Consider the following 25,273-nt stretch of genomic DNA (forward strand, 5'->3'; position numbering starts at 1 on the left):
TAGTTTTGAAAAATATCAATGAAAGATTTTGAATGATTTTAACTGAAAATGATTGAATCTGAATAAAAAGTATATTATAATAATCATGGAAAGAGGGTATAGGCTTTGCTTACGGAACAGAGACATAAAATAATACTCAATGAATTGAAAAAGAAGGGTATTATAAGAATTAACGAGTTTGTGAAAATACTTGATACTTCGGAATCAACTATAAGAAGGGACCTTACATATCTTGAAAGTATAAATGCATTGAAGAGGGTGCATGGCGGTGCGTCGCTTGTTAAAAAAAGACTTGCGGAACCAAGTTATGGTGAAAAGGAGGTTACAAATGCAGAGCAGAAGAGGAAAATTGCAAAATATGCTGCAGCTTGTATAAAAGATGGTGATTGTATATATATTGATGCAGGTACATCCACTTTTGAGATGATTCAGTATATAGACAAGAAAAATGTAACAATAGTAACCAATGGTCTTGAACATATAAACGCCATTATGAAAAGCAACATGTGCGGTTATATACTTGGTGGAAAAATAAAAAATACCACAAGGGCTGTAATAGGTTCAGATGCGCTGAAAAATATTGAGAAATTTAGATTTGACAAGTGTTTTCTTGGAATAAACGGAATACATTTTGAACACGGGTATACAACTCCTGATTCGGAGGAAGCTGTACTTAAGCAAAGTGCCATAAGGCATTCAACTGAAAATTTTGTTCTTGCAGATGAAAGCAAATTTGGGGAAGTTAGCTTTGTGAAAGTTGCCGATCTTGAGGAGGCATGCATAATAACTGATGTTCAGCTTGAAAATTACAATAAATATTCTTGTAAAACTAATATAAAGGTTGTGAGTAGATGATATATACAGTAACTTTTAATCCTTCAGTGGATTATGTTATAAATTTTCGAGAGTTCAAGCTAGGAAAAATAAATAGGGTTTCCGGTGAGAAGAAGTATGCAGGGGGCAAAGGTATAAATGTTTCCAGAGTATTGAAAAATATTGGAGTTAACAGTACGGCATTTGGATTTATAGGTGGATTTACAGGCAGGTTTATAAAAGATGCACTTGAAGACTCCGAAATTTCAACTGACTTTATAAATGTCAAGGAAGATACGAGGATAAATGTTAAATTGAAGTCGGAGGTGGAAACCGAGATAAATGCAGCAGGGCCTCAAATTTCTGAAGACGATATAGAAAAACTTATGTTAAAGGTAAAGAATCTAAATGAAAATGATTTTATTGTTCTTTCGGGAAATGTGCAAAAGTCTGTTCCAAGAAACATATATTCTATGATTCAGCAAAATTGCAAAGGTGTGAAATTTGTTGTGGATACTACGGGTGAAGCACTTATGAGCACACTTGAGTATAAACCCTTTCTCATAAAGCCGAATATACACGAGCTTGGAGATTTATTTAACAGGAATATAGAACAAATAAGCGATGTTGTTGAATATTCAGGCAGACTCAGAAAAATGGGTGCACAAAATGTGATTGTATCCATGGGAGGTTCCGGAGCACTGCTTGTATGCGAAAAAGGTGTATACAGGGCTTCTGCACCTGAAGGCAGCGTTGTGAATTCAGTAGGTGCAGGAGATTCTCTTGTGGCAGGATTTCTTGGAAAATATATTGAAAGCCAAAATGTGGTTGAAGCTTTTAAATTTGGTGCGGCGTCTGGAAGTGCAACAGCTTTTTCATCGGATCTTTGCACCAGGGAAGAGGTAGAAAGACTGCTTGGCAGGATTGAAGTAGTTGAACTGTAAAATTTCATATAAATGGATGAAATATAGAAGTAAAGTTTCTGCACATGTTTTGCGGAAACTTTACTTTTATATTTATAAATTAATGATGAAACAGTCTGTTGACAGAAAGTGAAAAAAGGTGTTTAATATAACTGACCAGTCAGTAAGAAATATTTTCAAGCTTAAAGAGGGGAGATAGACATGGGATTTTTAAAAGTAGTATTGGGAGACTTTAAAAATATCTCCAAGAAGAAGCTTCTCGTGATGGCGGTTTTTTCCATAAGCTTGATTCCTATAATTTACGGAGGATTTTACCTTGCAGCTTTTTGGGATCCCTACAGCAAGACTCAACAGGTAGCGGTTGGGGTTGTAAATCTGGATTCGGGAGCTGAAATAAATGGGAAAAAAACCAATTATGGAAATGATATTGTAGACAAGTTAAAAGACAATGATAGTCTGGGATGGCATTTTACAAATAATTTAGAGGAAGCGGAAGATAATCTTCAGGATGAAAAGTACTATGCGCTTCTTGTAATACCCAGAAATTTTTCATATAGGCTGTCACAGGTTGAAAAAGGCACGATAAAAAAGCCTGAATTAGTATTTTCTACAAACAAGAAGAAAAATTATGTAGTTGGAATAATAACCGACAAGGCTTCTGGAATATTAAAAGATGAAATCGGAGAGAATATAGCAAAGAATGTAGGAGTGAAATTATATGACAGTATGGAGACACTTAAGAGCGGCATGGAGAGTGCAGCCTCTGGAAGTGGAGAGATAAAAGATGGAATAGGACAAATGAAAGATCAAATGCCGACACTCACAGATGGAGTGTCACAACTGTTTGAAGGATCTTCAACACTTGCAGACAAGCTTGGCGATGCATCGGATGGTGCACTTCAGATAAAAAACGGACTTGGAACTCTAAACGGCAAAATGCCAGATCTTGTTTCTGGTGTAGGTAAGCTCTATACAGGCTCTGCTACAATTACCGACAAACTTGGCAGTGCACTTGATGGAAGCGATAAGATTAATGATGGAGTTGGAGAGCTGTATGACAAAATGCCGGATCTTGCATCAGGGGTGAGCAAGCTCTATGACGGTTCTTCAACACTTGAAGACGGACTTGGAACTCTAAACGGCAAAATGCCGGATCTTGTTTCCGGTGTGGGTAAGCTTAAAGATGGTTCCAGCCAGTTACGTGATGGACTTTCGGAACTAAAGGATAAGCTTGCAAAAAAACAGGATGAAATCACGGACAAGGTAGTTACAGAAGGCAAAAAAATATCGGGAGCAGTTATTCCGCTTGTAAAGAGCATGGAAAATCAGGTGGAGCTTATAGGTAAAATGATTGATGCGCTTCCTCAGGGGACATCGGGTAGTGAATACAGGCAGTATGTTCAAAAAACATTAAAGGATACAGGCATTTTGCTTGGCCAGCTGGATAGTGCACTGCAGGAAATGCAAACAAGCGATAATATTCATTTTGAAAAAATTCAATCGAAAATTGATGAGGCGATAAATACACTTGGTGATATAAAAGAGGATCTGGAACCTTTTTCAAGTTCACAAAATCTTCCCGAAAGCATAAAGCAGGCTGCAAAAAATATTCAGGATCAGATTTCTTCGACAATAAATCTGCTTCAGGATATAAAGTCTGACATAAATGAAACGGAAGATTCGCTTGATGAATTGAATACTGGAATTAAAAAACTTTATGATGGTTCCGGAGATTTGTATGACGGACTTGATGAATTGTATGATAAAAGTATTGATCTAAAATCAGGAGTTAGAAAACTTTATGACGGTTCAGGAGAATTAAAAGATGGTATAGGTGAACTGAATGAGAAGGTACCCGACCTTGAAGAAGGAGTAGGTAAGCTAAAAGACGGGACTTCAAGTTTGTCAGATGGAATTTTCAAGCTGAGGGATGGCTCTCAAAGTCTTACAAGTAATCTTGGAACTTTAAATGGCAGTGCAGGCGATATGAAGTCAGGAGTTAAAAAACTTTCAGATGGCTCAACCGAACTCTCAGATGGAATTTTCAAACTTTCAGATGGAGCCAGTGAATTGAGAGATGGAATAAAGAAACTTAGGGACAAGTTACCTGCTCTTGAAGAGGGTGTACAAAAACTTTATGATGGAACCAATACACTTCACGAAAAACTTTCAGATGGAGCTGATCAGCTTAAAAGCAAGCTAGTCTCTGGAAGTGGAAAAATGGGAGACTTTATTGCAAGTCCGCTTAAGATGAAGGAAAATGATCTTTATACTGTAAATAGATATGGCGAAGGTTTGTCACCTTATTTTATAAGTCTTGGTTTATGGGTTGGAGCGCTGTTGATGTTCTTCATAATAACAGAGAAGCCGATGAACGATAAGAATGATAAAGTCGGAAGAGGTTCTGCAGCGTTTGGAAAATATATAACATATTCAACTGTAGGCCTTGTGCAGGCATTATTTCTAAGCGTTGCAATTATATTGTTGGGACTTAGACCGTCAAATGTTCCAGTTTACTTTGCCTTTAATATTTTTCTGTCCTTTGTGTTTATAGCTATAATGCAGAATTTTATATTTATATTTGGAGATATAGGAAGGGTAATATCAATAATTGCCCTTATACTTCAGCTTACAAGTTCAGGAGGAACGTTTCCTGGAGAGATGCTTCCAGCGGTTTTTAAAACTGTAGGACCATTTTTACCATTTTATTATTCTGTTTCAGCACTTAGGGAGATAATATGGGGTATAAATTATACAGTTCTGTTTAAAGATATAAAGTGTCTTGCAATGTTCTGGATAATATTTTTGACACTTACAATCATAGTGAAAAAATATTTTAATAAATATACTTTGAATTTGAGTATGGTTGAACTTTCAGAAAGTGAACCAGATACTGAAAAAAACCCAAAAAAAGAGGATAATGACAACTTATTTAAAAAGTTAATGAAGAGGAGCAGTTAAAAATGTTCCTCTTTTGATATATAATGTAGTTATGAACCGAAATTATTTTGTCATTTAATTTGGGGTGATCTTATGGAAGATTTAAGACAGTATTTGAGGAACTGCGGCATAAAAGTTACAAAATCAAGAATAAGTATACTTAAAATCCTTTCTTCTAGCGATAGTTCCATATCTGCGGATGATATATTCAAAGAGTTCGAAGAGAAAGATATAAATATTGATATGTCGACTATTTATAGAACTTTGGAGCTTTTTGAAAAAAAGAGGATAATAAAAAAATTTGATATTGGAATTAACAAGGCTACATATGCAATATTGAAAAAACATCATAAACATATAGTTCAGTGCAAATTCTGCCACAAGCAAGTGGAAATAGATTGTCCAATGCAGGAGATAGAGGAAGTAATAAAAAGCAAGACAGGTTTTATACTTGTAGACGAAAATCTCAATTTGAGATTTAATGGAATATGCAGCCAATGTAGAGATAAACTTTCAAAACCAAAATAGTGTTATTCCCTGTCTGAATTTGTATATATTCTTTTAATTTTCCATATTCCACTTGAATTCTTTTGAACAGATACGATATAATTTACCTTGTCATACGGATATTTACATGAAGTTCCGCTTATTTTGAAGAAAGATGTATTTCCGTCTGAAAAATAGAGATTTTTTGTGCCTATTGTGTACATTTTGTATTTATTGAAAATGCCTGTGGTGAAGTATTTATTCAATGTGTAATTTAAATCTCTGTATTTGCTTCTGTTATATCCATAAAGGCAGACAGCACATAGCAGTAATATCGATATTGATATGTATGTAATTCTTTTCATGATATCCTCCTTATAAGTAGGTTGCTTTACATTATAATAATAACGTTAAATTCGTCATAAGTAAATATTTGGAAATAAATTATTTTACAAGTTATTGGGGTGATGCGATGAGACTGGAATTTATAGATAATGTGAAAGATGATTTTATTCTTGGAAAAAGTATATTTACAAGAGAAGGACAGATACTTCTTCGCTCTGGAATAAAGCTAAATGACGTTTATATAAATAAGCTTAAGGAACTTGGTGTATTATATGTATATCTTGAAGATGAAAGGCTTGACGATGTTGATGTAGAAGATGAAAAACTTACGGAGCTCAAACAGACAGCAATGAAGAGCATTTCCAAAATATTTCCAAGCTTATCAGGGGGAAATATGAGGGACTTTAGGGAGTCGATAAAAACTGTTGGAGATATGATAGATTATATAGTTGAAATGGGCGATGTGAATAAAAGTCTTTATGATATTCAGACTTATGACAATTATACTTTTGTACATTCGATTGATACATGTATTATGGCGTCTTTTCTTGGAATGACAGTTGGAATTGACAGAAACAGTCTGGAGGAACTTGGTATGGGGGCAGTTCTTCATGATATAGGAAAAACCATGGTTCCCATCGAGATATTAAACAAAAGAACAAAACTTACAGATGAAGAGTTTTCAGAAATAAAAAAGCATCCTGTATATGGAGTGGAAATTTTAAAAAAGATATATTCCATTTCGGACTGTATAATAAAAATAGTTGCACAGCACCATGAAAGGTTTGACGGATGTGGATATCCATTCAGGCTTGAAGGCAGTCAGATAAGTAAATTTGCGAGAATCGTCAGTATATGTGATGTATATGATGCAGTAAGCAATGACAGGGTTTATAGAAAAAAGTTCAGTCTGAACGATGCATACGAACTTGTGCTTTCAGGAAGTGGAAGTGCCTTTGATATGGAATATGTCGTAAATTTTAAAGATACATTTTCAATTTATCCTCTTGGAGCTCATGTAATTCTTTCAAATAGTGAGGATGGATATGTAATAAGACAAAACAAGGGATTTCCAGACAGGCCTGTTGTAAGGTGTTTTCAAAGAGAAAATGACTATCATGAAATAGATCTTTTGGATAAACATTCAATTGTAATTTCAAGTATGGCTTGACTCAGAGGAATTTAATGAAAGAATATATAAAGAAATTTGTACATAATATGTATAGAATTTATGGATATAACATAATAGAGCAGAAGGCAGAAGGACTTGTAAGTACTTGGGGACTTTCAAGAAGGTGTGGCAATGGCGGTATTGAGGCAGTGTTTTTTTCAGCTCCTGGTGTGTATCAGAGAATAGATTTTGAAAAAATATATTCTGATCTGTTGGAAAAATACAGTTTTAGGAGTATACAAATTGTAATAGTTATGGCATACAGAAAAAAAAATGATCAGTCTGTTGTTATGAACATAAGTTATCCACATTGTGGATTAATTTTAGTGGATTTGAATTCTAAACAAATAATTTCTTCAGTTCAGGTATCAGATGATATTTTTTATAAAATTTGTGACTGTACAGAAAAAAGCTTTAGGCGCAGTACAAATTCCGGCAAGATAAATCTAAGCAGTGCCAAATTTACATATTTTTTAATAGCCGTAAATATAATAGTTTTTTTAATAAGTGCAATATTGTCAAAACATTTTTTTACTATAGATTCAAATGTACTTGTTGCTATGGGTGCAAAGGTGGACTATCTTATATCATCTGGTGAGTATTACAGGCTTGTTTCATGTATGTTTTTGCATGGAGGTATTATGCATATTGCATTCAACATGTATGCACTGTTTGCAGTAGGACCTTTTATTGAAAGGATATACGGCTCCATGAGATATGCTTTTATATACCTTTTTTCGGGGATTTTAGCGTCGGTTTTTAGTTATATTTTTTCCCCAAGTATGTCAATCGGTGCATCTGGAGCAATATTTGGATTATTTGGTGCGGCACTTGTTTTTGGATTGAAGATGAAGAAAGGTATAAATAGAGAATATGTGTACAATATAGGTTCAGTAATAATAATTAATCTGTTAATTGGATTTTCAGCATCAAACATAGATAATTTTGGACATATAGGAGGGCTTGTGGGAGGAATTTTAATTTCGCTTGTTTTGAATTTAAAAAAGACAGCCTAGGGAAATTAATCTTTAAAGGCTGTCTTTTATTTATAGTTTTAAAATGCAATGTCGTTTTCATGCAAAGTTTCTTTTTCAAGGAGAAGTTTCGATTTGCTTTCAAGGATATCACGGCTTTTTTCCAGTATCTCCTTGGTTTCCTTGTAGATTTGATTTACAATTTTTTTGCATTCTACTATTATTTTATCTTGACTTATGTTTAGTTCTGCGAGTTCATCCATGTTTAGAAGCCCGAGAGTTTCTCCCATTCCATATCTTGTAACCATATTATATGCTATACTTGTACATTTTTTCAGATCATTGTGGGCACCTGTTGTTATATATTCCGCTCCGAATATCAGTTCCTCTGCAGCTCTGCCTCCCAAGAGAGACATCATTTTCTTCACAAGGTATGATCTGCTGTGGTATAGTCTGTCCTCGGGTATGCTCATAGTATATCCTCCGGCACCTTTTGTGCTTGGGATGATTGTTATTTTTGACACTTTTTCTTCCGGAAGCATTTTTAACGAAACTATAGCATGTCCCATTTCATGGTAGGCTGTGATTTTTCTGTCAATTTCTTTTATATAGCTGTGGTTTTTCTTTTCATATCCTGCAAGGATTATTGAAAAGGCTCTGTCTATGTGAGCATCTTCAATTGTTTTGCTGTTTTCCTTACAGGCTGTTATGGCAGCTTCATTTATTAGGCTTTCTATTTTGGCACCTGAAAAATATGAGGTTTTTCTGGCCCATTCTTTTATACTTATGTTTGAACACGGTTTGTCTTTTAGGTGAAGCTTTATTATTTTTTCCCTTGCAGCTATATCCGGCAGTGTAACTTCAATGTGTCTGTCAAATCTTCCAGGTCTAAGGAGAGCTGGATCAAGAGTATCAAGCCTGTTTGTGGCAGCCATTACCACTATGCGTGAATTGCCGTTGAAGCCTGACATTTCTGTAAGCAGGGCATTTAAAGTCTGGTCTCTCTCGTCGGAACCTGAAGCGCCGCTTCCCTGTCTTCTTTTCCCTATGGCATCTATTTCATCTATGAATATTATGGATTTTTCTTTTTTGTTTGCTCGTGCTTTTTTAAAAAGTTGCCTTATACGACTGGCACCTACACCCACATATACTTGAACGAAGTCTGAACCCGATACTGCATAAAACGGTACATCTGCTTCACCGGCAACTGCTTTTGCAAGAAGAGTCTTTCCTGTTCCAGGTTCACCGTAGAGTATAATTCCACGGGGTATTCTTGCTCCGTAGGCTGTGTATTTATCCGGATTTTTTAGAAAATCAACTACATCTTTGACACTTTCTTTTGCTTCATCATTTCCTGCCATGCTATCAAATGTGAAATCAGGACAGGAGACTTTTGAAGCATCAAGGGAATCTATTGCAAGAGAACGTTTCGATTTAAATTTCCCGGATTTAAGGTACGATGCAGCCATCCATATCAGGCATGCTATAAGAGCTGCCATGGAATATTTTTCGAGGTTGCTTTCAGGATAGCCTTCTAGTACATTTATGTTTTTATTTAATAAACTTTCTTTGAAATCACTGCTGCCAGGGTTGTCAGTTTCGTGGATGCTGCCGTCATTAAGTGTGAATTTTATTTTTTCCGAGTTTAAAATGTATACTTTTGACACTCTGTTTTCGTGAATGTAACTTTTGAAGGTTAAATAGGAATTTTCTATGGCTCCGCCGTTTTTATATTTTGAAATTGACAGTGATAGAATGCATATTGCTATTATGACAAGCGGGAGCATGAAAGATCTGTATTTGAGTTTTTTCATCGGATCACCTGCTATTCATATTTTTTTGAATTTTATGTAACTATGATATAACATGTGTGGATATTAGTCTAATCAAAATCATAAAATTTGCTAAAGTAATTGATTCAAGTTTAGGATATAATTGTAATATGGGTATTTGTGAACTGAAAGTTGCAGAAATTTTGGTTTAATGTATACTTTACATATAAACATTGAGAGGAGAATGCAGAATGAAGGTATCATCTGCCAGTATAATTCTAAAAGAGAAGGATATACTTGAACTTTTAGATGAGTATCTGCATGTGGAGGGGCTTCGTATAGACAGTGTGTTTCTTGATGAAGTCATAATTGTAAAGGGAAGATATGAAAAGAAGCTTTCTATAAGTTTTGAAGCTAGAATTGGAATTGGAAATGTTCACGGCAATGTAGTCAATTTAAAAGTATATAAGCTTAAGATATATAAATTTGGAATATTTAATATCATAAAGAACAAGGTTGTTAAAAACAAGTTAAAAAACTTTGAAAAGTTTGGCGTAAATGTCGACGGAGATACTGTAAATGTTGAACTTGATAAATTAAAAACAATTGTACCAAAATTTGATTTTAATGTGACGGGAATAGAGGCAAGTGAGGGAAAAGTTCAGATTAATGTGGAAAACATAATATATAACAAAGACAAAGAAGGTCCGCATTTTGATGATGATGAAAAAAAGTATCCGTCTTTTATGCTTGAGTGGTATGAGAAATTTAGAAAGAAGACTGAAGCTAAAATGCCTGACAAATATGCCAAAGTTGCAGAGTATATATTGATTATTCCGGATATAGTTGTTCTTTTCTGGAAACTTTTTAGAGACAAACGTGTGAGTGCAAAAATAAAAATATTAATTGTAAATGCAATGATATATATAATAAGCCCAATAGATTTGATACCTGGTTTTATACCTGTACTTGGTCAAATGGATGATGCGGCTGTGGCATTTATTGCACTTAACATGGTTATAGACAAGATTCCGGAGGAGGTTCTTCTTGATAATTGGAGCGGAAGCAGCGACATATTCATAATTGCGAAGAATGCAGTGAAGTATATGTCTGAAATAGTTGGAGCCGGCAATTTCAGCAAGATATCAAGCATTTTAAGGAAAAAGGTTTAATTTGGGAAGGGAGACTTGTTTTAATTCATGAAAAAGAAATTTTATGCAATAAGAAAGGGTTATGATTTTAAAAAAAACGAGAGTGTAAAAAATAAGATTGTAGACACATGGGCGGAATGTCTTCTTTATGTACACGGAGCTAAAGGTGCCGAATATAAAAGTTTTCAAAGCAGGTGTCTTGCAGAAGAATATATTTCAGGAAATGAAAACACAATGGAGAATGGGCAGGTTTTATTTGGTGATTCAAAGTTTTTGAATATATATGTAGATGGAAGCTTTAATATTTCCACGGAAAGATATGCTTATGCTTTTGTTGCAGTGAAAAATAATATAGTACAGTATGTTGAGAATGGAGTTTCTAAGGACAGCAAAAAAAAATCTATAAGACAAGTTGCAGGAGAACTTGAAGCTGCTGTGAAAGCTGCAGAATACAGCTTTAAAAATAATGAAAAACATATAGTCATACTGCATGATTATGCAGGTGTGGCAAATCATGTAACTGGCGCTTGGGAAAGAAAAAGTGTTTCTTCTGTTGAGTATTATAATAAAATGAAAAAATTTATGGATTCGGGACTTGATATAAAATTTTCAAAAGTTTCCGGACACTCTGGAGATTTATTTAATGATATCGCAGATGAAATGGCAAAAGAGGCCTGTGAAATAGAATCAAAAAAAGTTGTTGAAAAGTGGATTCGAAAAAATAAACTTGAAGTAGTGGATTTGGATACAAAACTCAAGATTGAAAGCCTTGCGGGAAATTATAAAGACAATATAGTTATTGCAGACTAGCATAAAAACCTCAAATTTACACAACATAATTCAAGAGCACAAATATCTTAATTTGAAAGGAGTTGAAAGCTGTACTAAATCTACAGCGACTTATTATGATTCATGGTAAATTTTTGGCAGGTATTATAGTTGGAAGTACAGTTGCAGTGATGATGCATACTAAAAAATCCACTGGAAAGAAAATGAGAAAAACCTCTAAAATTATGAAAAATATGGCTCACAGCGCAGCAGATTGGATGAAGTAATATAAAAAAATGTATCTGGCTGTTATTTCATAAAGATTTTCATAAAACAGCCAGATATTAATTTATTGACATATTATATTATATTATATAAATTATGCTATAATAAAATGAATAAATTATTGGTTGATTCATTAATTAGATAATATTGTATTGTTTCATGACGTATTTTTACATCATAGCAATTCTAAAAATTTATATCGAAGGAAGAATGATATATGGAAATACTTTCGCTCGGAGAAAAAATCAAAAAGAGAAGAAAAGGGCTTGGTATGACATTGAAAGACGTCGCAGGAGACAGGGTAACTCCAGGACAAATAAGTCTTGTGGAATCCGGAAAGTCGAATCCAAGTATGGATTTACTTGAATATCTTTCAGAAAAACTCGGAATGTCAGTTGAATATCTTATGGAATCTGAAAAAACTCAAGCCAGTAAGAGTTGTAATTATTTTGAAAATATATCTGAGTCTTATATCGTTCAAGGAAATTTAGTACAAGCCCAAAAATACATTGAGTACGCAACGTATTATGCAGATAAATATAATCTCGAATATGAAAAAGCAAAAAACATGTATTTATCAAGTAAAATTTGTATAATTAAGGACGAATATTCGTCTGCACAGCAGTTGTTTTTATCAGCTAATGTTATTTTTATAAAGAATAACAATTTTATGGAAATTATTAAAACTTTTATGGGACTTGGATATATAAATGTAAAAATAAAATCCTATGATTCTTCCATGGGTTATTTTAGACAAGCTGAAACTGTATATAATGAAAATAATATTAATGAAGAGTTCCTTATAGGGAAAATATATTATTATATAGCATTTATATATTTTAAGCTTGATAATATAAAAAAAGCCATGAATTATTCGTATCTTGCAAAGAAGAAGTTTATAAAAACGGAAAATAAAAATCAATATGCAAAGACGCTTCTTCTTATAGCAGAGGAATACAATAAAAAAGGTGAACTTGACAATGCGGTCAGATATTCAAAAAAAGCTCTTTCTGTATATAAGGATATAAAAGATATCAGAAGTATGGCAAAAATTGAAAATAACCTTGGCAACTTGTTCTATCAGTTTGACAACATGGAAGAATCTTTTGTGCATTTGAACAAGTCACGGGATTTGATGGATAAAATGAAAGATCCGGATGTAGTGTATACACTTGAGAATATGTGTAAAAATTATATAAAGATGAATGATACAGTTAATGCCCAAAATACGCTCCGACAGATATTTTCATTTGTTGAAGGTAGAAATAAAGATGGAATGATTGAATATTTCCTTTTAAAATACAAGATTGAAATGCTTGAGAAAAATAAAAAGGATGCGGAAAATACTTTATTCATGGCTCTTAGATATGCCAAAGACATGAATCTTGTAAAGAAGGCTGCACAAATATCGATTATGCTTGGAAAACTTTATATTGAAACAGACAGGTATGCTGAGGCTTCAAAGTATTTAAATGAGGGCGTTGATTTATTCAAAAAAGTTGAGAAGAAGAATTGATGAAATTTGAGCCGTATTTATTGTAATGTTGAGACAGATAAAGCTTTTTATATTTAAAATGGTTTTTTGGTGAGAAATCAATATGAATGTTATTATATGAGAGTTGAATAAAATCTTATATAATAATATTATCTATATAAAGTCAAAGAAAGTCAAAGTTAAACAGATCTTAGTTGGAATAAAGTATTAGGAGGTATCAACATGAATATAGATAAGCTTACTTTAAAGGTTCAGCAGTCATTAAATGAAGCTCAGCTCACAGCTGTGAGGCATCAGCATCAGCAGGTGGATGTAATTCATCTGTTTTCAGCGCTTGTTTCAGAAAAAGATGGGCTCATTCCAAATATATATCAAAAGATGGGCATAGATATTGATCAAATTGTAAAAGAAACAGAAAATGTTCTGAACAGAATGCCAAAAGTAATGGGGGAAGGTGCACAGTCGTCTTCTGTTTATGCCACCAGGAGATTTGAAGAAGTTCTTGTAAAGGCTGAAAAAATAGCCGGTGATTTCAAAGATATGTATATAAGTGTAGAGCACGTAATGCTTGCAATTATGGAAATACATTCAGGCGATGTGGATTCCATCCTTAAAAAGTTTAATGTGTCCAAAAAGAACTTTCTTGAAGTACTTTCAAAGATAAGGGGAAATCAGACGGTAGACAGCCAGGACCCTGAAGGTACTTACGAGGCACTTGTGAAATACGGCAGAAATCTTGTGGAAGAGGCAAAAAAACACAAGCTTGATCCTGTAATAGGCAGGGATGACGAGATAAGGCGTGTTGTAAGAATACTTTCTAGGAGAACAAAGAATAATCCTGTGCTTATCGGTGAGCCGGGAGTTGGAAAAACCGCAATAATTGAAGGACTTGCGGGAAGAATTGTAAGTGGAGATATTCCGGATGGACTAAAAGATAAAATAATATTTTCACTTGACCTTGGTGCACTTATTGCAGGTGCAAAGTTCAGGGGTGAATTTGAAGAGAGGCTTAAGGCAGTACTTAAAGAAGTTGAAAGAAGCGAAGGAAAAATAATACTTTTCATAGATGAAATTCACAACATAGTGGGTGCAGGTAAAACAGAAGGGTCCATGGATGCTGGAAATCTTATAAAACCAATGCTTGCAAGAGGAGAACTTCACTGTATCGGTGCAACTACATTTGACGAGTACAGAAAATATATCGAAAAAGACAAGGCACTTGAAAGAAGATTTCAGCCTGTAATTATAGATGAGCCGTCGGTTGAAGATGCAATTTCCATACTGAGAGGACTGAAGGAGAAGTTTGAAATATACCATGGTATAAGGATACATGATTCTGCAATAGTTGCAGCAGCAAAACTTTCAGATAGATATATAAGTGACAGATATCTTCCAGACAAGGCAATAGACCTTATAGATGAGGCATGTGCCATGATAAGGACGGAAATTGACAGCATGCCTACTGAAATGGATGATGTAAAAAGAAAAGTTTTCCAGCTTAAGATTGAGAAAGAGGCGCTTTCTAAGGAACAAGACGAATCCTCAAGGAACAGGCTGGAATATATAGAAAAGGAACTTGGAAACCTTCAGGAAAAAGATAAACAGCTGACTTCAAAATATGAAAAGGAAAAAGGAATGATAACTGAAGTCAGGGATCTCAAGAAAAAACTTGATGACACAAAAGGGCAGATGGAAAAGGCTGAAAGAGAGTATGACTTGAACAAAGTTGCAGAATTGAGATATGGTATACTGCCGCAGCTTGAAAAGGAAATCGGAGAAAAGGAAAAGCTCATAAAGCAGGATGATGATAATTCAATGCTTAAAGAGGAAGTTACAGAAAAGGAGATTTCAGATATAGTTTCAAAATGGACCGGAATACCTGTGTCGAGGCTTGTTGAAGGTGAAAGACAGAAGTTAATGAAGCTTGAGGATGAACTTTCAAACAGGGTAATAGGCCAGAATGAGGCTGTCAAAGCAGTTTCTAATGCGGTTTTGAGGGCGAGGGCAGGAATGAAAGATCCGAAAAGGCCGGTAGGATCGTTTATATTTCTCGGACCTACAGGGGTTGGAAAGACAGAACTTGCAAAAACCCTGGCAAGAACTCTTTTTGACAGCGAGGAGAATATGATAAGAATAGATATGTCGGAGTATATGGAAAAATATTCAGTTTCAAGGCTTATTGGAGCTCCTCCGGGATATGTAGGATACGAAGAGGGAGGACAGCTTACAGAAGCAGTTAGGAGAAAACCATACAGTGTAATATTGTTTGACGAAATAGAAAAGGCTCATGATGATGTGTTCAATATATTTCTTCAGATACTTGACGATGGAAGACTTACGGATAATCAGGGAAAAGTTATAGATTTCAAAAACTGTATTATAATTATGACATCCAACATAGGAAGCAGCCATCTTCTCGACAATAAAAATGATAATACAGTGGAGCAGTCTGTAAAAGCCAAGGTAATGAATGAAATGAAATCAAGATTCAAACCTGAATTTTTAAACAGACTTGATGATATAATAATGTTTAAACCTTTGAGTACAGAGGAAATAAAGAGAATAATAGACATATTTATAGAAGATATAAAGAAAAGACTCAAAGATAAAAATATATCAATCAATATAAGTAATTCGGCAAAGGATACTATGGCAAAAGAGGGATATGATCCTGTTTATGGAGCAAGGCCTTTAAAAAGGTATATAGAAAATACGCTTGAAACTTCCATAGCAAAGAAAATTATAGCGGGTTCAATACATGATGGATCTCAAATAAATGTTGATTTTAAAGATGGAAGATTTCAAATAAATTAATTTGCTAAGGGTTGCTGTACTAATTCTTTTTAGTGCGGCAGCCTCTTTTATATTTTTAGTATTAGTATGATTGACATATATAATATAATATAGTAATATGAAGTTAACTTCTTGTGAAGCAAACTTCATAAAGAGAGGGAGACATTATGAAAACGAAAGTGAAAGAATTAAGAAATAAAGTTAATATGACCCAGCAGCAGTTGGCTGATTTGGTTTATGTTTCTTCAAGGACTATTATTTCTATTGAGAAAGGAAAGTACAGCCCATCACTTATGCTGGCATATAGAATGGCTGAGGTATTTGAAACAACTGTAGAAGATTTGTGCTGTTTGAAAGAAAATAAGGAATTGGAGGATAAAAAACATGAGAATTTATGAGAGAAAAAAGTTTACTTATGGAGTAGTATCTATACTTTTAGGAGTAACTTTAATAACACTTCAATTTTTAAAAGGATTTCGTATTAAAAGTGTTATTTTGAGTGTTTTAATGTTAATAATAGGTATAGGTGAAATATATACCAGTATAAACAAAGAAGCATTAAGAGAAGCACAAATTGAAGAATCAGATGAAAGAAACAAGCTTATCTCCGTTATATCAACGAATAAAGCTTTCCATATATCAGAGAACGTATGTTTTGTTTTGATGCTTTTATTTGTAATTACAGGAGCAAAGTTGAATGAAGACTCTATTATAGGGATTGGAGCTGGATTGGGATTTTCTTTTTCTATTATGATGTTTTCAGATATTTTTTCTTCTATTTATTACGAAAGGCATATGTGATATGTGGACAATAGCATTATAAAGTTATTGTAAGATATATTTATTATTTTGACAATAATAGCTTTTAAATTATAATATTTTGACGGAAATAGAAAATTATTAGCTTTGAATAAATATTCATAGTATAATAAAATTATAGTTAATTAAATATTAGAAAATAAAAGAGTTTGTTTGCAAACAATTGTAGTTTTTTTAACAAACTTGAACATATAATTTTGATTTGAAAGGATGATTGGTTTCTATGAATTTTGATAAACTCTATAAAAGTAAAGTTGTCAGTGCAGATGAGGCAGTGTCTCATATAAAATCGGGAGATAAGGTAGTATTTGGACATGCGTGTGCTGAGCCTCAGGTGCTTTTACAGGCATTGGTTAAAAATAAAGAAAAGTATAAGGGTATTGAAATGTATCATATGATTCCTAAAGGTGAAACTCCATATACTGAAGAAGGAGTAGAAAAGTACATACATGATAATTCATTTTTTACAGGCAAAGGTACCAGTGAGGCTGTAAATTCAGGAAGAGCCGGATTTATTCCAGTATTTTTCAGTGAAATACCAAGACTTTTCAAGAAGGGATATGTTCCGGTTGATGTAGCACTTATAGAAGTTAGCAAGCCGGATGAACATGGATTCTGCAGTTTTGGTGTATCAAATGACTATATACATGCAGGAGCAGAGTGTGCAAAACTTGTTATTGCCGAGGTAAATGAGAATATGCCTAGAGTTATGGGTGATTGCTTTATAAATATTTCTGATATTGATTATATAGTTGAAAGTTCAAGGCCTGTAACTGAACTGCAGCCTTCGAAAATAGGTGATGTTGAAAAGAAAATCGGAAGCTATTGTGCATCTCTTATAGAAGATGGTTCAACACTTCAGCTTGGAATTGGGGCAATACCTGATGCAGTGCTTTTGTTTTTGAAAGACAAGAAGGATCTTGGAATACATTCAGAGATGATATCCGATGGAGTTGCAGAGCTTGTTGAAGCAGGTGTAATTACAAATAAAAAGAAAAGTCTTCATCCTGGAAAAATAGTTGTAACATTTCTTATGGGAACAAAGAAGTTGTATGATTTTATAGATAACAATCCTATGGTTGAATCATATCCTGTAGATTATGTAAACAGCCCACAGGTTATTATGAAAAACTCTAAGATGGTTTGTATAAATTCATGTGTTGAGATAGATCTTATGGGACAAATATGTTCCGAAAGTATAGGACTAAAGCAGATAAGTGGTGTGGGTGGACAAATTGATTTTACAAGAGGAGCAAGTATGGCACCGGATGGAAAGGCAATTATTGCAATACCATCTACTGCAGCTCATGGAAAAGTTTCAAGAATAGTACCGTTCCTGAACAAAGGAGCAGCTGTAACCACTTCAAGAAATGATGCAGAGTATGTAATAACTGAATATGGTATAGCACAGCTTAGAGGAAAAACACTTCAGGAAAGGGCGAGAGAACTTATAAATATAGCACATCCTAAATTCAGGGATGATCTTGCAGCTGAATTCGAAAAAAGATTTGGATGCAAATATTGATCAGCTTTCTCAAAAGTATTTTTAAATGAAGTACTGTTATATATATTAAAACCTGTTTATACATCGGAATGGAAAACTGTTCCGGTGTATTTGTTTTATTTCAAATCATAAATTATGACAATATGTACATCCTAATTATAAGTAAATAAACTAGGAAGGTGTCATTATGAAGAAATCTGTTTTACAAGGTTCATGTGTTTTTTTAATTTTTTTTATAGCAATTATTTCTGCAAGCCAAGGTATTTTAAAATGCAGGGTTAAGGCTGCAAATAACTTTAGGGTTCCAAGAGAGGTGTTCCTTACTTTTGACGATGGACCTTCTCCAAATAATACGGGAAGGATTATAGATATTCTAAACAAGAAAAATGTAAAGGCAACTTTTTTTGTGATTGGAAGTAACTGCAAACAGAATTTTTCTACGCTGAAAAAGATAAGTGACAGCGGGATGAGTATAGGAGTACATACATATTCACATGTGTATAAAGAGATGTACAGAAACTTGAATTCTTACCTTAGAGATTTTGAAATGTGCAGGGAAGTCATAAAAAATATGATTTCACAGGAGCCTGTGGATTTTGTTAGAATGCCAGGAGGATCGGATAATATGACTGTTGATGTTGCAAGCCTTGACAGAATTAAATATAATTTAAAAAAACGAGGATTGAAGTATGTCGACTGGAATGTGGTTTCAGGAGATGCTGATGCAAAATATGTAAGCGCCGATTATATAAAAAACAATGTTATACAAGGCTGTGCAAATAAAAGAATAGCGGTAGTTCTCATGCATGATTCATACTACAAGACAACTACCGTGGAGGCTCTTCCATATATCATAGATTCGCTTAAGGAACAGGGTTTTGTATTCAAAACTTTTGACAACATAAGCAAAAGTGATGAGTCTGCCATGATAAATATGGGTATAATAAACAGATAAATTGAAAATATTTTAAAGTTTTCATAGTTCTATTTAGTATTCAGTTCTCTTTTCACAATGAATTTTTTGGCATTTATCTCCAAACTGTCATCCAGAGGTTTAAGTTCTATATCTTTTTTATATTTTTGCATAAGGGACAGTTTTAAAAATCTGTCGGAGAGTTCTGGGTTTTTGGAAAGCAGCGAACCGTGAAAATAAGTTCCAAAACAGTTTTTGTATATACATCCTTCATAACCATCTTCGCCATTGTTTCCATAGCCTTTTAATACTTTTCCAAGAGGTTTTAGGTTCCCGATATAAGTTCTCCCGGAATGGTTTTCGAATCCAACATAGGTTTCTCCAAACTGATCATTTCGTATTACGGTGTTTCCGATAAATCGTTTTTCACCGCCTTCAGTATATATGTCTATTACTCCAAGCCCGGCAAGTTTTTTGCCCTGTGGAGTGGTGTAGTATTTACCAAGAAGCTGATATCCTCCGCATATTGATAAAAACACTCTGTTCTGTTCAATATACTTCATTATTCCGTCTTTTTTATTTTTTATCAGATCCTCTGATACTATAGACTGTTCGTAGTCCTGACCGCCGCCGAAGAAAGTTATATCATACTTTTCCCAGTCGAAAGGGTCACCTATGGATATATTGTGAATATTTACCTTTATATTTCTTTTTTCAGCCCTGTACTTCAATATTTTTATATTTCCAAGATCACCATATACGTTTAGAAGATCAGGATACAGGTGACATATGTCAATTTCCATAAAAATACACTCCCTTATCTACCATAACTTTTTTATGTATCCTTTTGAGCTCAGATATTTTCTGAAGTTTATCATAGAAGTATATGTTGCAAGAACATAGATTCTGTTTTCACTGCATTCCTTAATCTGGTCTGCAAGTTTTTTAAAATCATTGCACAGTACGAAATTATTCTCATCAAGTCCGGCTATTTTGAGACGTACTGCCATATCATACAATCGTATTCCCGAGACGAATATCTTTTTTATGTTAAGCAAAGACAGATTTTCAAAGTTAACGTCCCATATCCATGATACATCTCTTCCATCGGCATAATTGTCGTTTAGAAGTACTGCCAGATTGAAATCTCTTTTATCTAGGGAAATACTGTTTATTGCTTCATCATATCCAGCAGGATTTTTAACGAGAATTATTTTTAGTTTTTTACCTTCTATATCTATTGTTTCCTGTCTTCCAAAACTGCTCTTCTGGTTTTCAAGTGAAGTATGTATTATGGAATCATCAATTTCACATGCCTTTGCAACAGAGTAGGCACACAACGCGTTGTATATGTTGTAGGCGCCGGGCTGGTTTATATAGTATTCACGGCCACCTATAAATACAGTTGATCCGTCTTGTGATGTATTTTCTATTGAGTCAACGGAATAATCGAGCTCAGGCCTTTTGTAGCCGCATTTGTCGCAGTAAAAGTCTCCAAGATGACTGTATGTTATAAAATGATAACTATATGGATGTTTGCACTTCTTGCAGAATTTTGAATCAGCATTTATGTCTACTGTTTTTCTTGAACTCATGCTGCAGTTGAATCCGTAATATATTTTTCTATTTTCGACCGCAAGATCACCAAGAAGAGGTTCGTCTCCATTCAATATAAGAGTTGAAATAGGTACTTTTTTTATACCGTTTAGAATTTTTTTCAATGTTGTGTACACTTCACCGTATCTGTCAAGCTGGTCGCGGAACAAGTTTGTGACAGTTATTGTTTCTGGAGTTACATAATCTGTGAGAAATGTTAAATTGGCTTCATCACATTCTATGACAGCGTAACTTGTCTTGCTGCATTTTTTAAAGGAAAAGTTTTCAATAAAACATGAAACAATTCCAGGAAGCATGTTAGCTCCGGTATTGTTTGTTATAACATGGTCTCCGTTTTGTTTTATTATATTGTATATCATACTTGTAGTTGTAGTTTTTCCGTTTGTGCCTGTTACAACTATTATTTTGTAGTTCTTGCATATGGTTTTTAATATGCTTCCATCAAGTTTTAGGGCGACTCTTCCAGGAAAGTTGCTGCCTCCTTTGAACAGTGCACTTGATATTTTTATTAATGATTTAGAAATTACAATACTTAAAAAAGATTTAATTCTAATTTTTAACACCACCCTTTGTTTAAAAATAGAACCAGCTATTTTTAACTCCTAAATATTATAATACAATATGGTGGATTTTACATCAAAAAGTTGACATACTGTAAATTAAAATATGATACAATTGGATTTGCAAAATAAATAATTTTAGCTGGAAGAGGTGGTTTATCTGAAACGAGGGTATGTTTATGCAGTCCTTGCAGCTTTAATGTTTGGATCTGCCAGTGTTCTTATAAAACTTTCCTACAGTACCGGAATTGATTCTCTTGATATGCTTACTGTACAGTATGCGATAGCTTCATTTTTGATGTTTGCGGTGATTTTTATAATGGACAGAAAAAAGTTATGTCTGAATAAAAGTCAGTTTTTAAGACTTGGTATATTTGGTGTATTTGGAAACACTCTTATGATTTTGTTTTATTACGAGGAATTTAAGTATGTGAGCGCAGCTGTTGGAACAATGCTTTTGTTCACTTATCCTGCAATGGTGCTCGCGTATTCGATTTTATTTAAAGGTAAAAGGGCAACTATGAGAAATGTAGCTGCTGTTTTTATATGTTTTTTAGGATGTACAATGGGCTTGAATATATTTTCAGGAGATATACATTATGAACTCAAGGGAATACTTTTTGGACTTTTGAGTGCTGTATTTTATGCATTTATGAATATATACAGTGAGGAAAAACTGCAGGATGTAGATTCTGCGGTAATAAATGCTTATTCTATGCTCTTCTCGTTTGCTGTAATAGTTTTGTACAAGCCTCCGATTTTACTGATTCAAAAAGGAATTGCGAAAGAAAGCATGATATATATTGTAATAATTGCGGTTTTTACAGAGGCAATACCGCTTTCCATGATGTATTCTTCAATAAAACTCATAGGTTCTGTAAAAACATCAATTTTGGGAAATATTGAAATACCATCATCTATAGTGCTGTCATGGATTTTTTTAAGTGAGAAAATAAGCATACTTCAGATTACAGGAGGTATTCTTATAGCACTTGCGGTATGTATCATGACAGGTGACAAACAGAGTGGATATTTATAACAATATGTTAATAATATATGTATTGTGCAATCATTAACAATGATAGTATAATGAAAATTGTTGTAAAAATCATAAATGAAAAGAGTTGAAGCGAGTGGGTGTGTTTGAAATTATACTTATTGTAAAGGCGATTGTAATAGGAGTTGTAGAAGGAATTACCGAATTTTTGCCTATATCGTCTACAGGGCATATGATAATTGTTGGAACCATTATAAAATTTCAGGATCCAACTTATAGAAAAGCGTATGTCGATACATTTGAGATTGTAATTCAGCTTGGAGCAATACTTGCAATATTGGTCCTCTACTGGAATAAAATATCCGGTTCATTTAAAAACCTTGCCCCGGGCAAATGGGGATTCAAGCTTTGGTTTAATATGTTTATAGCATTTCTTCCTGCTGCAATAGTTGGATATTTGTTCAATGACAGGATTAAGGCCAGATTGTTCAATTCGATTACTGTTGCATTTGCACTTATAGTCGGAGGATTATTGATGGTATTTATGGAGAAAAAGTATAGAAGAGGAAACAGTACAAAAAGAATTGAAGATGTAAATGTTGTCCAGGCTTTCAAGATAGGATGTTTTCAATGCCTTTCACTTTGGCCAGGAATGTCAAGGTCAGCATCTACTATAATGGGTGGATGGGTTAGCGGACTTACAAATGTTGCAGCTGCAGAATTTTCGTTTATACTTGCCATACCTACCATGATAGTTGCCACAGTATATTCGCTGCTGAAAATTGACATAGTAATGACTGCACCCGAGATAGTAGCTCTTGTTGTAGGATTTGTAGTTTCTTTTGTAGTAGCACTTGTTGTAGTGGACAAGTTTATAGGATTTTTGAAGAGAAAGCCTATGAGGGTATTTGCAATATACAGGATATTTATTGGAATATTGGTTTTGGTTTTAACAGCTGTTCATGTTATATAATTTTTTTAGGACTTGTCTTATAAGTAAAAAAACCGTCTTGGAGTAGTTTCAAGGCGGTTTTTGTAAGTTATTGCATTTATATATCATATAAGCTTATCCGGGCGTATCTTTATATAAAAAAAGAAGAAATGTATAGAATTTTGAAGAATGGGTAAAATAAATTTATCATATGATAAATTTAACCTCTAACTATATGAGGTGCTGTGATATAATAACATTCGTTGTCCGGTTGAGGAACAAAAAAGAAACAGTTTGATGCACTGTGAAAAAGATGCAAAAAAATGTTGACAAAGGCTGGACAGGATGATATACTTTAAAAGCTGTCTCAGAGGAGACGGCGGGAATGATCCTTGAAAATTAAACAGAGTAAAAAGCAAGCAGAAACTTGAAGAAACAAACCAGCAATTCTTTTGAAATAAACAGTAATGAGCAGAAAGAACTTTTAATATGAGAGTTTGATCCTGGCTCAGGACGAACGCTGGCGGCGTGCCTAACACATGCAAGTCGAGCGAGAGAGTCCCTTCGGGGACAATCTAGCGGCGGACGGGTGAGTAACACGTGGGTAACCTGCCTCAAAGAGGGGGATAGCCTCCCGAAAGGGAGATTAATACCGCATAAGACCTGGATTCACATGGATCCGGGATGAAAGGAGAAATCCGCTTTGAGATGGACCCGCGGCGCATTAGCTAGTTGGTGGGGTAAAGGCCTACCAAGGCAGCGATGCGTAGCCGACCTGAGAGGGTGATCGGCCACATTGGAACTGAGAGACGGTCCAGACTCCTACGGGAGGCAGCAGTGGGGAATATTGCACAATGGGCGAAAGCCTGATGCAGCAACGCCGCGTGAGTGATGAAGGTTTTCGGATCGTAAAGCTCTGTCTTCTGGGAAGATAATGACGGTACCAGAGGAGGAAGCCACGGCTAACTACGTGCCAGCAGCCGCGGTAATACGTAGGTGGCGAGCGTTGTCCGGATTTACTGGGCGTAAAGGGTGCGTAGGCGGATGTTTAAGTGAGATGTGAAATACCCGGGCTTAACCCGGGGGCTGCATTTCAAACTGGACATCTGGAGTGCAGGAGAGGAGAATGGAATTCCTAGTGTAGCGGTGAAATGCGTAGAGATTAGGAAGAACACCAGTGGCGAAGGCGATTCTCTGGACTGTAACTGACGCTGAGGCACGAAAGCGTGGGTAGCAAACAGGATTAGATACCCTGGTAGTCCACGCCGTAAACGATGAGTACTAGGTGTAGGAGGTATCGACCCCTTCTGTGCCGCAGTTAACACATTAAGTACTCCGCCTGGGAAGTACGATCGCAAGATTAAAACTCAAAGGAATTGACGGGGGCCCGCACAAGCAGCGGAGCATGTGGTTTAATTCGAAGCAACGCGAAGAACCTTACCTGGACTTGACATCCCCTGCATAGCCTGGAGACAGGCGAAGCCCTTCGGGGCAGGGAGACAGGTGGTGCATGGTTGTCGTCAGCTCGTGTCGTGAGATGTTAGGTTAAGTCCTGCAACGAGCGCAACCCTTGTTGTTAGTTGCTAACATGTAAAGATGAGCACTCTAACGAGACTGCCGCGGTTAACGCGGAGGAAGGTGGGGATGACGTCAAATCATCATGCCCCTTATGTCCAGGGCGACACACGTGCTACAATGGGCAGAACAGAGAGATGCGAAACCGCGAGGTGGAGCCAAACTAGAAAACTGCCCTCAGTTCGGATTGCAGGCTGAAACCCGCCTGCATGAAGTTGGAGTTGCTAGTAATCGCGAATCAGAATGTCGCGGTGAATACGTTCCCGGGCCTTGTACACACCGCCCGTCACACCATGAGAGCTGGCAACACCCGAAGTCCGCAGTCTAACGTAAGAGGACGCGGCCGAAGGTGGGGTTAGTGATTGGGGTGAAGTCGTAACAAGGTAGCCGTAGGAGAACCTGCGGCTGGATCACCTCCTTTCTAGGGAGAACAGGGATGGA

Annotated in this window: 21 protein-coding genes and 1 rRNA gene; 18 read left to right on the forward strand and 4 right to left on the reverse strand. The window is 35.1% G+C overall.

The annotated features are described in order from the left end of the window. Nucleotides 1-105 precede the first annotated feature (105 nt). From AC4CVH_RS07185 to AC4CVH_RS07200, 4 genes are all read left to right on the forward strand, one after another. The gene (locus AC4CVH_RS07185) at nucleotides 106-855 is read left to right on the forward strand and encodes a DeoR/GlpR family DNA-binding transcription regulator (RefSeq protein WP_490787069.1); all 750 of its coding nucleotides are present in this window, start codon (nucleotides 106-108) and stop codon (nucleotides 853-855) included. Continuing rightward, on the forward strand, nucleotides 852-1,757 hold the full coding sequence (gene pfkB, locus AC4CVH_RS07190; RefSeq protein WP_490787070.1) for a 1-phosphofructokinase: 906 nt from the start codon (nucleotides 852-854) through the stop codon (nucleotides 1,755-1,757). The genes AC4CVH_RS07185 and pfkB overlap by 4 nt, the downstream gene beginning before the upstream one ends. A gap of 180 nt (nucleotides 1,758-1,937) precedes the next feature. Next, nucleotides 1,938-4,697, forward strand: coding sequence for a YhgE/Pip family protein (locus tag AC4CVH_RS07195; RefSeq protein ID WP_490787071.1), 2,760 nt, complete (start codon nucleotides 1,938-1,940; stop codon nucleotides 4,695-4,697). Nucleotides 4,698-4,769: 72 nt separating this feature from the next. Further along, a complete protein-coding gene (locus AC4CVH_RS07200; RefSeq protein WP_490787072.1) occupies nucleotides 4,770-5,204 on the forward strand; it encodes a Fur family transcriptional regulator in 435 nt (144 codons plus the stop codon). Between the two features lie 2 nt (nucleotides 5,205-5,206). On the opposite strand, the gene AC4CVH_RS07205 is transcribed toward AC4CVH_RS07200, so the two are convergent. After that, nucleotides 5,207-5,527 carry a hypothetical protein gene (locus AC4CVH_RS07205; protein ID WP_490787073.1) on the reverse strand — a complete coding sequence of 107 codons (321 nt, stop codon included), beginning with the start codon at nucleotides 5,525-5,527 and terminating at the stop codon, nucleotides 5,207-5,209. Nucleotides 5,528-5,634: 107 nt separating this feature from the next. Here AC4CVH_RS07205 and AC4CVH_RS07210 point away from each other — a divergent pair, with 107 nt between their 5' ends. Together AC4CVH_RS07210 and AC4CVH_RS07215 are read left to right on the forward strand one after the other, a co-directional pair. Continuing rightward, entirely contained in the window at nucleotides 5,635-6,678 is a 1,044-nt protein-coding gene (locus AC4CVH_RS07210; protein ID WP_490787074.1) for an HD-GYP domain-containing protein, read from the forward strand. 14 nt (nucleotides 6,679-6,692) lie between these two features. Then, entirely contained in the window at nucleotides 6,693-7,694 is a 1,002-nt protein-coding gene (locus AC4CVH_RS07215) for a rhomboid family intramembrane serine protease (RefSeq protein WP_490787075.1), read from the forward strand. Between the two features lie 38 nt (nucleotides 7,695-7,732). On the opposite strand, the gene AC4CVH_RS07220 is transcribed toward AC4CVH_RS07215, so the two are convergent. Then, the gene (locus AC4CVH_RS07220; RefSeq protein ID WP_490787076.1) at nucleotides 7,733-9,466 is read right to left on the reverse strand and encodes an ATP-dependent metallopeptidase FtsH/Yme1/Tma family protein; all 1,734 of its coding nucleotides are present in this window, start codon (nucleotides 9,464-9,466) and stop codon (nucleotides 7,733-7,735) included. A 209-nt stretch (nucleotides 9,467-9,675) separates the two neighbouring features. Here AC4CVH_RS07220 and AC4CVH_RS07225 point away from each other — a divergent pair, with 209 nt between their 5' ends. The 9 genes from AC4CVH_RS07225 (at nucleotide 9,676) to AC4CVH_RS07265 (ending at nucleotide 19,194) form a co-directional block, all read left to right on the forward strand. Further along, entirely contained in the window at nucleotides 9,676-10,596 is a 921-nt protein-coding gene (locus AC4CVH_RS07225) for a YkvA family protein (protein ID WP_490787077.1), read from the forward strand. Between the two features lie 27 nt (nucleotides 10,597-10,623). Beyond that, the gene (locus AC4CVH_RS07230; protein WP_490787078.1) at nucleotides 10,624-11,385 is read left to right on the forward strand and encodes a ribonuclease H1 domain-containing protein; all 762 of its coding nucleotides are present in this window, start codon (nucleotides 10,624-10,626) and stop codon (nucleotides 11,383-11,385) included. 95 nt (nucleotides 11,386-11,480) lie between these two features. Then, a complete protein-coding gene (locus AC4CVH_RS07235; RefSeq protein WP_490787079.1) occupies nucleotides 11,481-11,630 on the forward strand; it encodes a hypothetical protein in 150 nt (49 codons plus the stop codon). A gap of 215 nt (nucleotides 11,631-11,845) precedes the next feature. After that, on the forward strand, nucleotides 11,846-13,144 hold the full coding sequence (locus AC4CVH_RS07240) for a helix-turn-helix domain-containing protein (protein WP_490787080.1): 1,299 nt from the start codon (nucleotides 11,846-11,848) through the stop codon (nucleotides 13,142-13,144). 201 nt (nucleotides 13,145-13,345) lie between these two features. Next, on the forward strand, nucleotides 13,346-15,937 hold the full coding sequence (gene clpB, locus AC4CVH_RS07245; protein ID WP_490787081.1) for an ATP-dependent chaperone ClpB: 2,592 nt from the start codon (nucleotides 13,346-13,348) through the stop codon (nucleotides 15,935-15,937). Between the two features lie 146 nt (nucleotides 15,938-16,083). Beyond that, nucleotides 16,084-16,314: a helix-turn-helix transcriptional regulator gene (locus AC4CVH_RS07250; protein ID WP_490787082.1), complete on the forward strand. Its 231-nt coding sequence runs from the start codon at nucleotides 16,084-16,086 to the stop codon at nucleotides 16,312-16,314. Then, on the forward strand, nucleotides 16,301-16,717 hold the full coding sequence (locus tag AC4CVH_RS07255) for a DUF2178 domain-containing protein (protein ID WP_490787083.1): 417 nt from the start codon (nucleotides 16,301-16,303) through the stop codon (nucleotides 16,715-16,717). The genes AC4CVH_RS07250 and AC4CVH_RS07255 overlap by 14 nt, the downstream gene beginning before the upstream one ends. Nucleotides 16,718-16,958: 241 nt before the next feature. Continuing rightward, nucleotides 16,959-18,260 carry an acetyl-CoA hydrolase/transferase family protein gene (locus tag AC4CVH_RS07260; RefSeq protein ID WP_490787084.1) on the forward strand — a complete coding sequence of 434 codons (1,302 nt, stop codon included), beginning with the start codon at nucleotides 16,959-16,961 and terminating at the stop codon, nucleotides 18,258-18,260. A gap of 166 nt (nucleotides 18,261-18,426) precedes the next feature. Next, nucleotides 18,427-19,194 carry a polysaccharide deacetylase family protein gene (locus AC4CVH_RS07265; RefSeq protein WP_490787085.1) on the forward strand — a complete coding sequence of 256 codons (768 nt, stop codon included), beginning with the start codon at nucleotides 18,427-18,429 and terminating at the stop codon, nucleotides 19,192-19,194. A gap of 29 nt (nucleotides 19,195-19,223) precedes the next feature. Here AC4CVH_RS07265 and AC4CVH_RS07270 read toward each other — a convergent pair whose 3' ends face one another. Continuing rightward, the gene (locus AC4CVH_RS07270; protein ID WP_490787086.1) at nucleotides 19,224-19,955 is read right to left on the reverse strand and encodes a type 1 glutamine amidotransferase; all 732 of its coding nucleotides are present in this window, start codon (nucleotides 19,953-19,955) and stop codon (nucleotides 19,224-19,226) included. A gap of 18 nt (nucleotides 19,956-19,973) precedes the next feature. Continuing rightward, nucleotides 19,974-21,332, reverse strand: coding sequence for a MurT ligase domain-containing protein (locus tag AC4CVH_RS07275; RefSeq protein ID WP_490787087.1), 1,359 nt, complete (start codon nucleotides 21,330-21,332; stop codon nucleotides 19,974-19,976). A 148-nt stretch (nucleotides 21,333-21,480) separates the two neighbouring features. Between AC4CVH_RS07275 and AC4CVH_RS07280 the strand changes: the two genes are divergently transcribed. From AC4CVH_RS07280 to AC4CVH_RS07290, 3 genes are all read left to right on the forward strand, one after another. Beyond that, on the forward strand, nucleotides 21,481-22,368 hold the full coding sequence (locus AC4CVH_RS07280; protein ID WP_490787088.1) for a DMT family transporter: 888 nt from the start codon (nucleotides 21,481-21,483) through the stop codon (nucleotides 22,366-22,368). 109 nt (nucleotides 22,369-22,477) lie between these two features. Continuing rightward, a complete protein-coding gene (locus AC4CVH_RS07285; protein WP_490787095.1) occupies nucleotides 22,478-23,299 on the forward strand; it encodes an undecaprenyl-diphosphate phosphatase in 822 nt (273 codons plus the stop codon). 443 nt (nucleotides 23,300-23,742) lie between these two features. Beyond that, nucleotides 23,743-25,253 (forward strand): 16S ribosomal RNA (locus tag AC4CVH_RS07290). The last annotated feature ends 20 nt before the right edge of the window (nucleotides 25,254-25,273 follow it).

Source organism: Clostridium pabulibutyricum (assembly GCF_058242705.1).

What these genes read in the sequence shown, in the direction of transcription:
- pfkB (WP_490787070.1), top strand. Translation starts at nt 852, where the DNA reads ATGATATATACAGTAACTTTTAATCCTTCAGTGGATTATGTTATAAAT.
- AC4CVH_RS07195 (WP_490787071.1), top strand. Translation starts at nt 1,938, where the DNA reads ATGGGATTTTTAAAAGTAGTATTGGGAGACTTTAAAAATATCTCCAAG.
- AC4CVH_RS07200 (WP_490787072.1), top strand. Translation starts at nt 4,770, where the DNA reads ATGGAAGATTTAAGACAGTATTTGAGGAACTGCGGCATAAAAGTTACA.
- AC4CVH_RS07205 (WP_490787073.1), bottom strand. Translation starts at nt 5,527, where the DNA reads ATGAAAAGAATTACATACATATCAATATCGATATTACTGCTATGTGCT.
- AC4CVH_RS07210 (WP_490787074.1), top strand. Translation starts at nt 5,635, where the DNA reads ATGAGACTGGAATTTATAGATAATGTGAAAGATGATTTTATTCTTGGA.
- AC4CVH_RS07215 (WP_490787075.1), top strand. Translation starts at nt 6,693, where the DNA reads ATGAAAGAATATATAAAGAAATTTGTACATAATATGTATAGAATTTAT.
- AC4CVH_RS07220 (WP_490787076.1), bottom strand. Translation starts at nt 9,466, where the DNA reads ATGAAAAAACTCAAATACAGATCTTTCATGCTCCCGCTTGTCATAATA.
- AC4CVH_RS07225 (WP_490787077.1), top strand. Translation starts at nt 9,676, where the DNA reads ATGAAGGTATCATCTGCCAGTATAATTCTAAAAGAGAAGGATATACTT.
- AC4CVH_RS07230 (WP_490787078.1), top strand. Translation starts at nt 10,624, where the DNA reads ATGAAAAAGAAATTTTATGCAATAAGAAAGGGTTATGATTTTAAAAAA.
- AC4CVH_RS07235 (WP_490787079.1), top strand. Translation starts at nt 11,481, where the DNA reads ATGATTCATGGTAAATTTTTGGCAGGTATTATAGTTGGAAGTACAGTT.
- AC4CVH_RS07240 (WP_490787080.1), top strand. Translation starts at nt 11,846, where the DNA reads ATGGAAATACTTTCGCTCGGAGAAAAAATCAAAAAGAGAAGAAAAGGG.
- clpB (WP_490787081.1), top strand. Translation starts at nt 13,346, where the DNA reads ATGAATATAGATAAGCTTACTTTAAAGGTTCAGCAGTCATTAAATGAA.
- AC4CVH_RS07250 (WP_490787082.1), top strand. Translation starts at nt 16,084, where the DNA reads ATGAAAACGAAAGTGAAAGAATTAAGAAATAAAGTTAATATGACCCAG.
- AC4CVH_RS07255 (WP_490787083.1), top strand. Translation starts at nt 16,301, where the DNA reads ATGAGAATTTATGAGAGAAAAAAGTTTACTTATGGAGTAGTATCTATA.
- AC4CVH_RS07260 (WP_490787084.1), top strand. Translation starts at nt 16,959, where the DNA reads ATGAATTTTGATAAACTCTATAAAAGTAAAGTTGTCAGTGCAGATGAG.
- AC4CVH_RS07265 (WP_490787085.1), top strand. Translation starts at nt 18,427, where the DNA reads ATGAAGAAATCTGTTTTACAAGGTTCATGTGTTTTTTTAATTTTTTTT.
- AC4CVH_RS07270 (WP_490787086.1), bottom strand. Translation starts at nt 19,955, where the DNA reads ATGGAAATTGACATATGTCACCTGTATCCTGATCTTCTAAACGTATAT.